This window comes from Cellulomonas sp. ES6, from assembly GCF_030053835.1.
GTDB lineage: Bacteria > Actinomycetota > Actinomycetes > Actinomycetales > Cellulomonadaceae > Cellulomonas.
The window spans coordinates 448,707-460,683 of record NZ_CP125655.1 but is presented as its reverse complement, the minus strand read 5'-3'; the positions used below and the strand labels follow the sequence as shown (position 1 = coordinate 460,683).

The 11,977-nt window shown below is 76.2% G+C and carries 7 protein-coding genes; 5 read left to right on the top strand and 2 right to left on the bottom strand.

The annotated features are described in order from the left end of the window. Positions 1-74: 74 nt before the first annotated feature. The gene (locus P9841_RS02210) at positions 75-1,544 is read left to right on the top strand and encodes an RNB domain-containing ribonuclease (protein WP_283320490.1); all 1,470 of its coding nucleotides are present in this window, start codon (positions 75-77) and stop codon (positions 1,542-1,544) included. Between the two features lie 63 nt (positions 1,545-1,607). Here P9841_RS02210 and P9841_RS02205 read toward each other — a convergent pair whose 3' ends face one another. After that, positions 1,608-1,823 (bottom strand): hypothetical protein, encoded by a 216-nt coding sequence (locus P9841_RS02205; RefSeq protein ID WP_283320489.1) that lies wholly within the window; start codon positions 1,821-1,823, stop codon positions 1,608-1,610. 501 nt (positions 1,824-2,324) lie between these two features. On the opposite strand from P9841_RS02205, the gene P9841_RS02200 reads away from it, so the two are divergent. Both P9841_RS02200 and P9841_RS02195 read left to right on the top strand, forming a co-directional pair. Next, positions 2,325-7,730: an FG-GAP-like repeat-containing protein gene (locus tag P9841_RS02200; protein ID WP_283320488.1), complete on the top strand. Its 5,406-nt coding sequence runs from the start codon at positions 2,325-2,327 to the stop codon at positions 7,728-7,730. Positions 7,731-7,930: 200 nt separating this feature from the next. Next, complete coding sequence (locus P9841_RS02195) at positions 7,931-8,608, top strand: HAD family hydrolase (RefSeq protein WP_283320487.1); 678 nt, start codon at positions 7,931-7,933, stop codon at positions 8,606-8,608. A gap of 82 nt (positions 8,609-8,690) precedes the next feature. On the opposite strand, the gene P9841_RS02190 is transcribed toward P9841_RS02195, so the two are convergent. Further along, complete coding sequence (locus P9841_RS02190) at positions 8,691-9,605, bottom strand: RecB family exonuclease (RefSeq protein WP_502848283.1); 915 nt, start codon at positions 9,603-9,605, stop codon at positions 8,691-8,693. Between the two features lie 63 nt (positions 9,606-9,668). On the opposite strand from P9841_RS02190, the gene P9841_RS02185 reads away from it, so the two are divergent. After that, the gene (locus P9841_RS02185; RefSeq protein WP_283320486.1) at positions 9,669-10,784 is read left to right on the top strand and encodes a site-2 protease family protein; all 1,116 of its coding nucleotides are present in this window, start codon (positions 9,669-9,671) and stop codon (positions 10,782-10,784) included. A gap of 11 nt (positions 10,785-10,795) precedes the next feature. Then, entirely contained in the window at positions 10,796-11,860 is a 1,065-nt protein-coding gene (locus tag P9841_RS02180) for a tRNA (adenine-N1)-methyltransferase (protein ID WP_283320485.1), read from the top strand. Positions 11,861-11,977 lie beyond the last annotated feature (117 nt).

Genomic DNA, 11,977 nt, shown 5'->3' with positions numbered 1-11,977 from the left:
GGGCCGGGCGGGCCGGCGGGCGTCCGGGGCGCCGGCCCCGGGCGGGGTGCGCGCGGTCGGCCTAGGCTCGCCGCGTGCGCCACGTCCGCCTCCGCCCCGCCGCCGGGGACGCCCGTGCGCGACGCGTCGACGCCGCCGTGCGGGCGGGGCTCGCCGCGCTGCGGGACGAGCTCGACGTGCCGGGGGAGTTCGCCGCCGCCGTGCTCGCCGAGGTGGACGAGGTGCTGGCCGCCGGGCCGTCGGACCGCGGTCCCGAGCGGGAGGACGCGCGGGACGTGCCGTTCGTGACGATCGACCCGGCCGGCTCGCGCGACCTCGACCAGGCGCTGCACCTCGAGCGGCGCGGCTCCGGGTACCGCCTGCGCTACGCCATCGCGGACGTCGCCGCGTGGGTGCGGCCGGGCGGCGCGGTGGACGCGGAGGCCCGGCGCCGCGTGGTCACGCTCTACGGCCCCGACGGTCGCGTGCCCCTGCACCCGCCGCGGCTCTCCGAGGGAGCGGCGAGCCTCCTGCCGGACCAGGACGCCCCCGCGCTGCTGTGGGACCTCGACCTGGACGCCGACGCCGAGCCCACGCGCGTCCGGGTGCACCGGGCGGTCGTCCGCAGCAGGGCGCAGCTCGACTACGTTGGCGTGCAGCGCGCTCTCGACGCCGGCACGGCGGACGGCACGCCGGAGCTGCTCCGGGAGGTCGGGCGGCTGCGCGTCGCCGCCGAGGTCGCACGCGGCGGGCTCACGCTGCCGACGCCGGACCAGGAGGTCGAGGTCGACGGGGCGGACCGGTGGACGCTGACCAGCCGGGCGACCCTGCCGGTCGAGGACTGGAACGCCCAGGTGTCGCTCCTCACCGGCATGGCGGCCGCCCGCCTCATGCTCGACGGCGGCGTGGGCGTCCTGCGCACCCTCCCGCCGGCCGACCCCCGGGACGTCGAGCGGCTGCGCCGGACGGCGCACGCGCTCGGGGTGCCGTGGCCCGACGGCGCCGGGCACGCCGAGGTGGTGCGCGGGCTCGACGCCTCGGTGCCGGCGCAGGCGGCGCTGCTCACCGAGGCGACCACCCTGCTGCGCGGCGCGGCGTACGTGGCGTTCGACGGCGAGGCCCCCGAGCAGCCGCAGCACGCCGCGATCGCCGCGCCGTACGCCCACGCGACCGCGCCGCTGCGCCGGCTGGTCGACCGGTTCGTGGGGGAGACGTGCGTCGCGCTGTGCGCGGGGACCGACGTGCCGTCGTGGGTGCGCGAGGCGCTGCCGTCGCTGCCGGACGTGATGGCGGGCGGCGACCGGCGTGCCGCGGCGTACGACCGGGGCTGCGTCGACCTCGTCGAGGCGGCGCTGCTCAGCGGCCGGGTCGGGGAGGTGTTCGGCGGGGTGGTGGTCGACGTGCGCGACGACGGGACGTCGGGCGTCGTGCAGCTGCGCGAGCCGCCGGCGCGGGGGCGCGTCGAGGGGGACGCGCTGCCGCTGGGGACGGACGTGCGGGTGCGGCTGGCCGAGGCGTCCGTCGACCGGCGCACCGTGCGCTTCGCGCTCGACACGGGACGCTGACCGCCCCGCGCCGGTCGGACCCGCCCGCCCGCGGCGTGGGCGGACGGGAGTCCGGGGGGCAGGTCAGGCCGGGTCGCCCGGGCCGGGCGCCGGGGTGACGGGCGTGGGCGGTGCCGCCACGGCCTGCGACTGCCGGAGCGCGGCCTCCCGGCGGTCGACCTCGCGCGCGTCGAGGAACCCGTCCCGGACGGCACGGCGGACCACGAGATACAGCACGAACAGCAGCACCGCCGGCACCAGCACGTACACGAGCAGCACAAACGCGGTCATCGAGGCCATGGCCCGACCGTACCGGCCGACGTCGCCCCCGCGGAGGTGCTCCGCGGGCCTCACCGGCGAGGAGCCGCTGTCACGGGCTCCGGCCGCCGGCGGACGGATCGCGCGGTTCCCACAGGAACGTCGAGGCCCCGTTGACCCGCCTCGCGCCCGGGGTCATCCTGGCTGCCACAGGCACCACGGCAGCGTCGCCGAGCACGGTCGCCTGTGTGTGCAGCAGTGCCGGGCGCCGCACCCGGATCGGATGGCATCAGTCGTCCGCGGTGCTCGCCCCCGGCACGGGGGACGCCTCGGCGGACGGCTCGATGACGAGTCGTTCGAGGAGGAACGGTGCGAGACGGAGCTCACCAGGGCCGGGGCGGGGACTCACAGGACCGAGGAGTCCACCGGAGAGGGAAGCGGCTCGTCGCGGTCGGCGCGGCGGTCGCCCTCGCGGGGTGCGGGGTCCTCCTGGCACCACCCGCGACGGCGGCTCCGACGCTGCTCGACCGCGACGGCGACGGGGTGCCGGATGCCGCGGAGGCCCTGACCGGCATCGTCTGGACGAACGACGGCAGCTCGACCACCGTCACCGAGTCGGATCGGGCGGGCGGCTTCCTGCCCGGCCCCACGGTCGACACGACGGACGTCGTCGACGCCGGCATCGGGCCCACCGAGCACTCCGGGCTGGCCGACTTCGACGGTGACGGCCTCGACGACCTGTTCTGGGGCGGCGACGCCACGGGCACGGTCAACGACAGCTTCTCCGTCCAGCTCCAGGAGCCCGGGTCGACGTTCGCGGCGGCGGTGGTCTCGAACATCCCGAACTCCGGCATCGGGACGAGCGCGACGGACTCGACCGTGCTCGCGGACGTCACCGGCGACGGGATCCCCGACGTCGTCCTGCTCAAGGCGTCGGCCAACCCCGACGCGGTCACCGTCTACCCGGGCACGGCGGCCGGGACGTTCAGCGTCGCGACGCGGACCACCGCGACGCTCGGCGGGAACCAGGACTTCGGGTCCTCGACCACCGACGTCACCGGACTCGCCGACGCGAACGGTGACGGTGCGCTCGACGTCGTCAACGCCCGCGCCAACAGCGTCGCGTTCTACGCCGGCGACGGCACGGGCGGGTTCGCCGCGACGCCGACCGTGTCGAGCGTGACGGGCGTGCTCGGTGCGACCGGTTCGGCCGCGACGACCGGGTTCGGCGACGTCGACGGCGACGGTGACGCGGACGTCGTGTCTCAGACGACGAGCTCTCCGTACCGCATCGTGGTGACGCTGGCCTCCGGCTCCGGCGCGTTCGGCCCGGTGGTGTCGACGTCCCTCTCGGCGGGCGGCTTCGGGTTCGACTCGAACCACGCCACGATGGTCGGCGACGTCACCGGCGACGGCCTCGCCGACGTCGTCGTCGCCGACGCGTCGGGCTCCCGCGTGGTGGTGCACCCGGCCACGACGGGCGGCCAGTTCGCGACGACCCCGACCACCACGGCCGGCGGCCCCGCGTTCGACGCCGGCATCACGACGTCGGAGTTCACGGGGCTCGCCCGGATCGGCACCGACACCGACGGCGACGGGACCCCCGACGTCTCCGACGCCGACGACGACGGCGACGGGGTCCCCACCCTCGACGAGGACCTCGACGGCGACGGCGACCCCCGCGACGACGACTCGGACGGGGACGGGCTCCCCGACTACCTCGACACCGTCGTGCACAGCGCGGACGCCGACGGCGACGGCGTGGGCGACACCCTCGAGTGCCGCGCCGACATCCTCTGGGTGGCCGACGGGTCGACCTCGGTCTACAGCGGCGTGGGCGTCGCCTCCAGCTACCGGTCGAACGGGGACGGCACGTTCCAGCAGGCGGTCGACGACCGCGGGAGCGCGCTCTCCTTCGTCGACCTCGGGATCGGCACGAACGAGAACACCCTCGTCGCGGACGTGACCGGCGACGGGCAGGACGACGTCGTCTACGCCAGCAACACGGGCAACCTGGCGCGGGTGTACCCGCGTGACGCGGTCGGGCGGAGGTTCAGCTCGGTCGTGCAGACCCCCGGGCTCGCCGCCCCGTTCGGGTCGGGACCGCAGCAGGCGACGATGGTCGGCGACGTGAACGGCGACCGGTTCGCCGACCTCGTGCAGGCCGACGAGGCGGGCGACCGGATCTGGGTCTACCCCGGTGCCGCCTCCGGGGTGTTCAGCTCCACGCCGGTCGTGACCACGGTCCCCGGGTCCGACTTCGGGCAGGACGCGGAGGTCCAGACGACGCGTCTCGCGGACGCCGACGGCGACGGCGTGCAGGACATCGTGTTCGTCTCCCGCGGGACGACGTACCGCTACGCCGACACGTACCTCGGCAACGGGGACGGGACGTTCGCGGCCGCCGTGCGCACACCGAACCCGAACTTCGCGGTCGGGTCGGACACGTCCTCCACGCGGCAGACCCTCGTCGCCGACGTCACCGGCGACGGCCTGGCCGACATCGTGTCGGTCGACGACGGGTGGGCGTACACCGTCGTCTGGAAGGCGCTCGGTGGCGGGAGGTTCTCGTGGAACCAGATCCGCGGGCCCCTCGCGTCGGCAGTCGGCTGGGGGTCGTCGGCGAGCGAGTCGACGCTGCTGCGGGACGTCGACGGCGACGGCCTCGCCGACCTCGTCTACGCCAACGCGACGAGCGACACGTCGCGGACCCACCTCGCGATCGGCCGGGGCGCGTTCTCGCCCACCGGGATCGTGACGTCGCTCGCCGGCTCCGACTTCGGGGCCAGTGCCGTCGAGATGACCGCGATGGCGACCTCGGGCGCCGACACCGACGGGGACGGACTCGTGGACTGCGCGGACGTCGACGACGACGGCGACGGCGTCCTCACGCGCGACGAGCTGACCGCGCTGGGCGTCGTCCACGACCTGGACGGCGACGGCACCCCCGACTACCTCGACACCGACGACGACGGCGACTCGCTGGCGACGGCCGACGAGGACGTCGACGGCAGCGGTGACGTGCGCGACGACGACACCGACGGTGACGGCGCCGCGAACTACCTCGACGCGGACGACGACGGCGACTCGCTGGCGACGGCCGACGAGGACGTCGACGGCAGCGGTGACGTGCGCGACGACGACACCGACGGTGACGGCGCCGCGAACTACCTCGACGCGGACGACGACGGCGACGGCATGCCGACCGCCTGGGAGGCCGACCACGGCCTGGACCCGCTGGACCCGGCGGACGCCGGGCTCGACCTCGACGGCGACGGGCTGACGAACCTGGAGGAGTACGGCCGGGGGACCGATCCGCAGGAGGCCGACACCGACGGCGACGGGATGCCCGACGGCTGGGAGGTGGACCACGGCCTCGACCCGCTGACGGACGATGCCGGGCTCGACGCGGACGGCGACGGCCTGACGAACCTGGAGGAGTACGGCCGGGGGACCGACCCCCAGGAGGCCGACACCGACGGTGACGGGATGCCCGACGGGTGGGAGGTCGACCACGGCCTCGACCCGCTGGACCCGGCCGACGCCGGGCTCGACGCGGACGGCGACGGCCTGACCAACGCCGAGGAGCACGCCGCCGGTACCGACCCCCAGGACGCGGACACCGACGGGGACGGCCTGCCCGACGGCTGGGAGGTCGACCACGGCCTGGACCCGCTGGACCCGGCCGACGCCGGGCTCGACCCCGACGGTGACGGGCTGACAAACCTGGAGGAGTACGGCCGGGGGACCGATCCCCAGGAGGCCGACACCGACGGCGATGGGATGCCCGACGGGTGGGAGGTCGACCACGGCCTCGACCCGCTGGACCCGGCCGACGCCGGGCTCGACGCGGACGGCGACGGCCTGACCAACGCCGAGGAGCACACCGCGGGCACCGACCCCCAGGACGCGGACACCGACGGCGACGGCCTGCCCGATGGCTGGGAGGTCGACCACGACCTGGACTCGCTGGACCCGGCGGACGGTGCGCTGGACCCGGACGGGGACGGCCTGACGAACGTCGAGGAGCACGCCGCCGGCACGGACCCGGGCGCGGCCGACACCGACGGCGACGGGATGCCCGACGGGTGGGAGGTCGACCACGGCCTGGACCCGCTCGACCCGGCCGACGCCGCGCTGGACCCCGACGGCGACGGTCTGACGAACCTGCAGGAGCTCGGCCTGGGGACCGATCCGCAGGACGCCGACACCGACGGTGACGGGGCCGGCGACGGCGCCGAGGTGGCGGCGGGGACGGACCCGCTCGTCGCGAACACGGGGGACACCGACGGTGACGGCCTGCCCGACGTCGACGAGATCACCGTCCACGGCACCGACCCGAGCTCGCCCGACACGGACGGTGACGGGATGCCCGACGGCTGGGAGGTCGACCACGGCCTCGACCCGCTCACGGACGACAGCGGGCTCGACCCGGACGGTGACGGTCTGACCAACGCCGAGGAGCACGCCACCGGCACCGACCCGCAGGACGCCGACACCGACGGTGACGGCCTGCCGGACGGGTGGGAGGTCGACCACGGCCTGGACCCGCTGGACCCGGCGGACGGCGCGCTGGACCCGGACGGGGACGGCCTGACGAACGTCGAGGAGCACGCCGCGGGCACCGACCCCCAGGCCGCGGACACCGACGGCGACGGCCTGCCCGACGGGTGGGAGGTCGACCACGGCCTCGACCCGCTCGACCCCGCGGACGCCGCGCTGGACCCCGACGGCGACGGCCTGACCAACGCCGAGGAGCACGCCGCCGGCTCGGACCCGGGCTCGCCCGACACCGACGGCGACGGGATGCCCGACGGGTGGGAGGTCGACCACGGCCTGGACCCGCTGGACCCGGCGGACGGTGCGCTCGACCCGGACGGTGACGGCCTGACGAACTACGCCGAGCACGGTGCGGGGACGGACCCGCAGGACGGCGATACCGACGGCGACGGGATGCCGGACGGCTGGGAGGTCGACCACGGCCTCGACCCGCTGGACCCGGCCGATGCCGCGCTGGATCTGGACGGCGACGGCCTGACCAACGCGGAGGAGCACGCCGCGGGCACCGACCCCCAGGCCGCGGATACCGACGGCGACGGGATGCCGGACGGCTGGGAGATCGACCACGGCCTCGACCCGCTCGACCCGGCCGACGCCGCGCTCGACCTGGACGGCGACGGCCTGACCAACGCCGGGGAGCACGCCGCCGGCACCGATCCCGGGGACCCGGACACCGACGGTGACGGCGCGTCCGACGCCCTGGAGAGCGTCGACCTCGACCAGGACGGCACCCTCGACGCGCTCGACGACACGCTCACGGTGGCGCGGAACGCGGTGGGGGACGGCGTCGTGGCGGTGGCGGTCGACGCGTGCACGATCGATCGCGCGGGCCACGCGACCGAGGCGGGCACCGGCACCGACGATCCCGCGTACGCCTACCCCGTGGGGGTGTTCGACTTCCGGCTGGCGTGCGTCACCCCCGGGGAGTCGGTCGGCGTCACCCTCTACCTCGCGACGGTCGCGGATGCCTCCGGCTGGACGTCGCGGAAGCTCGTCCACGCCTGGGGCGACGGGCCGTCGCTGGTCGCCGGCACCACGACGGCCGCCACGGGCACCGTCACGACGCTGTCGTACACGATCACCGACGGCGGGCCGTGGGATGCGGACGGCGCCGTCGACGGCGTGATCATCGACCCGCTCGGACCGGGTGTGGCCGAGGTGCCGCCCGACGGCGGCCCCGGAGACGGCGGGACGACCGGTGGCGGTGGCGGGGGAGCCGGCGCCGGTGGCGGCGGGACGGACGGCGGCCCGGCAGCGCGCGGCGGTCCGGGCCTCGCCGTGACCGGCGGGACCGTCCTCGGATGGGGATTCGTCTCCGTCGCGGTGGCGCTGATCGTCGCGGGAGGGCTGCTGGTGCGGCGGCCGGGGAGTCGCGGCTCGCGAGGCTGACTGCGTGCCGGCGCGCGGGGCTGACTGCGTGCCGGCACGCGGTCGACCGGGCACGGGTCGTCCGGGCGCGGTTCGGGCGCGGGTCGCGCGTACGGACCGCGGCGGACAGGCGCCCGGACGACCGCCGTTCACCGCCCGGCCTCCCCGGCCGGTTAGCCTCGAGGGACTGCCGCCCGGCACCTCGACGACAGGAGCACCTCGTGACCCGCCACACCGACCTCCCGGCCGCCGTCCTCTGGGACATGGACGGCACGCTCGTCAACACCGAGCCGCTGTGGATGGCCGCCGAGACCGAGCTCGTGGAGTCGTGGGGCGGCACGTGGACGCACGAGGACGGGCTCACCCTGGTCGGCAACCCCATGAAGGTCTCCGCGGAGATCCTCCAGGGCCGCGGCGTGGGCCTGCCGGTCGACGAGATCGTGGACTTCCTCAACAAGCGGGTCGCCGCCGCGGTCGCGGAGCAGACGCCGTGGCAGCCGGGGGCACGCGAGCTGCTGTCCGCGCTCGCCGAGGCCGGCGTGCCGCAGGCGCTCGTGACGTCGTCCTACCGCGAGCTCGCCGAGCCCTTCGCTCAGGTGGCGGCGGTGTTCGCGGCGGTCGTGGCCGGTGATGAGGTGCAGCGGCCGAAGCCGGACCCGGAGCCGTACCTGCTGGCCGCCGAGCGGCTGGGCCTGGCGGTCACGGACTGCGTGGTGGTGGAGGACTCCCCGGCGGGCATCACGTCGGGCGTCGCGTCCGGCGCCCGGGTGCTGGCCGTCGAGGTCTTCCGTGAGCTGCCGGACCTGCCGGGTCTGAGCACGACGTCGTCGCTCGAGGACGTGACCGTGGCCGACCTGGTGCGGATCGCGCAGGGCAGCGTGCTCGACCTGCTGCGCTGACCGGGCTGCCCGGCGCTGACCGGGAGCCCGGCGCTGTCCGGGCTGCCCCGCGCTGACCAGGACGCCCCGCGGTCGCCCGCGGTCAGGAGGCGCGGGCGACCGGGGTGATCCCGATCGCGCGCTCGACGGCGCCCTCCGGGATCTCCGGCGGGGTGCCGCCGAACGCCGGGCACACGGCCTGGTGCGCGCACCAGTCGCAGAGCCGGGACTTGCGGGGCCGCCACTCGCCGGTGCGCGCCGCCTCCTCGATCTGCGCCCACAGCGCCCGGAGCCGCTGCTCGAGGGTGCGCATCTCCGCCTCGGACGGCGCGTGCCGCAGGATCTGGCCGTCGCCGAGGTAGACGAGCTGCAGCAGCGCGGGCAGGACGCCCCGCTCGCGCCAGAGCACGTAGGCGTAGAACCGCATCTGGAACAGCGCGGAGCCCTCGAAGCCCGGGTTCGGCGACTTGCCCGTCTTGTAGTCGACGACCCGCAGCGCGCCGTCGGGGGCGACGTCCAGCCGGTCGACGATGCCGCGGAGCTGCGGGCCGTCCTCCAGCAGCGTCGTGACGGCGAGCTCGCGGTCGCCCGGCTGCAGCCGGTTCGGGTCCTCGAGGGTGAAGTACGTGTCGAGCAGCAGCCGCGCGCTCCCGAGCCACGCCTCCCGCTCCTGCTCGTCCGCGAACAGCGTCACGACCTCGGGCGAGCGCTCCAGCAGCCGGTCCCACGCCTCGGGGACCAGCGCGTGCGCGGCCGCCGGCGTCCGCTCGCCGAGCGGCAGGTCGTACAGCCGCTCCAGCACGCTGTGCACCAGCGTCCCGCGGGCGGCCGCGGAGCTGGGCGGCTCGGGCCGCTTGTCCACGACGCGGAGCCGGAACAGCAGCGGGCACTGCTGGAAGTCGTTGGCGCGCGACGGCGACAGCCCGGGCACGCGGGGCTCGGGCGCGACCTCGACGTCGCCGGCGTCGGAGCCGTCGACGGACACGGGCGCGAGCAGCTGCGGGTCGGTCGTCGTCACGCGGACGAGACTACGGCCGACCACCGACACCCCCGGTCAGCCGCGCCCCGTAACCTGTCGCCCGTGGCAGACAGAACGCGGGGCTGGGTGATCGGCCGGGTCGCCGGGTCGCCGGTCGTCCTGAGCCCGAGCAGCCTGCTGGTCGTGGCGGTGATCGCGGTGGTCTTCGCGCCCTCCGTGCGGATGCGCGCACCGGGTCTCGGCACGGGGTCGACCTACGTCGTCGCGCTCGTGGTCGGCCTGCTCCTGCTGCTGTCGGTGCTGGTGCACGAGCTCGCCCACGGCCTCACGGCGCGCGCCCGCGGCCTCCAGGTGCGCGAGTACGCCCTGACGCTCATCGGCGGGCACACGGCGTTCGGCGGCCGCATCACCCCGGGTACGCAGGCCCTCGTCGCGGTGGTCGGCCCGATCGCGAACCTGCTGCTCGCGGGGCTGTTCTGGGTCGCCGGCGGCCTGGTCGACCCGCGGGGGCTCGCCGCGCTCGTGCTGTACGCGGCGGCGTACTCCAACGCCTTCGTCGGCCTGTTCAACCTCGTGCCGGGCCTCCCGCTCGACGGCGGCATGGTGCTGGAGGCCGCCGTGTGGGGCGCGAGCGGCGACCGCCGCCGGGGCGCGCTGGTCGCCGGCTGGTCGGGCCGCGTGGTCGCCGTCGGGTTCGCGGTGTGGGTGGTGGCGCTCCCGCTGACGCGCGGCGCCACCCCGGACCTGTGGTCCGTGGCGTGGGGGGCGCTGATCGGCGCGTTCCTGTGGACGGGCGCGTCCGAGGCGATCCGCGGCGCGCGCCGGGGGCGTGCGGTCGACGCGCTGCACGTCGGCTCGGTCGGGGTGCCGGCCGTCGCGCTGCCGGCGACGGCGGTGCTGGCCGAGGCCGACGCGGCGCGCGGGCGGACGGGCGCGAACGCGGTGGTGCTGCTCGCACCGGACGGGCGACCGGCCGCGTACGTCGACCCGCAGGCCGCGAACGCGGTGCCCCCCGCCGAGAGGGCCGGCGTGCCGCTGACGGCCGTGGCGGTCACGCTGCCCGCCGGGGCCGTCGTCGACGCCGGGCTGCACGGTCCCGCGCTGGTGCAGGCCGTCGCGGCGGTGTCGCGGTTCGCGCCCGTGATGGTGGCCGTCCACGAGGGACGTGTCGTGGCCCTGCTGCGCAGCGCGGACGTCGCCGCCGCCCTGCGCTCCTAGACTCGACCCCCGTGACCGACGACACCGCCCCCGCGACCGCCCCCCAGCCGACGGGCGCCGACCAGCGCCGCGGCCTGCTCCGGGTGGGGGAGCGCGTCCAGCTCACCGACCCGCGCGGGCGGCTGCACACCATCACGCTCGCGCCGGGCGCGACGTTCCACACCCACAAGGGCTACTTCCGCCACGAGGAGCTGATCGACGCGCCGGAGGGCACCGTCGTGACCAGCAGCGGCGGCGTCGAGTACCTCGCCCTGCGGCCGCTGCTGTCCGACTACGTGCTGTCGATGCCGCGCGGTGCCGCCGTCGTCTACCCGAAGGACGCCGGGCAGATCGTGCAGATGGCGGACATCTACCCGGGCGCCCGGGTGGTCGAGGCGGGCGTCGGGTCCGGCGCGCTGACGATGTCGCTGCTGCGCGCGGTCGGCGACGGCGGGCGGCTGCACTCCATCGAGCGGCGCGAGGACTTCGCGGCCATCGCCCGGGGCAACGTCGAGACGTTCTTCGGCGGCGCGCACCCCGCGTGGCGGCTGTCGGTCGGCGACCTGGCGGACGTGCTCCCGACGGCGGAGGCGCCCGGCGAGGTGGACCGCGTGGTGCTCGACATGCTCGCGCCGTGGGAGAACCTCGACGCGGTCGCGACCGCGCTGGCGCCCGGCGGCGTGCTCATCGCCTACGTCGCGACGGCCACGCAGCTCTCCCGCCTCGCGGAGGACGTGCGGGCCGACGGCCGGTACACCGAGCCGCAGGCGTGGGAGTCGATGGTCCGGGGCTGGCACCTCGAGGGGCTGGCCGTGCGGCCGCAGCACCGGATGATCGGCCACACCGGGTTCCTGCTGACCACCCGCCGGCTGGCCGACGGCGTCGAGCCGCCGCTGCGCAAGCGCCGGCCCGCCAAGGGCTCGCAGCCCGGCGAGGCCGCCCTGGTCGACGAGGTGGGGGACGTGGTCAGCAGCCGGTCGTTCCAGGACGTGCCCGACGCGGAGTGGACGCCCGAGGCCCTGGGCGAGCGGGCGGTGTCCGACAAGAAGGTGCGCCGGGTGCGCCGCGACGTGGGCCAGGCCCCCGAGGCGGACTGACCCGCCCGGCCCGACGTGCCCGACCTCCCCGACCCGGGCGCCCCCGGCGAGGCGTCCGCCCAGCGATTGACACGGGTGGTTAGGGTCGGTCCACGAATGCCGCACAGCGCCGTGGGG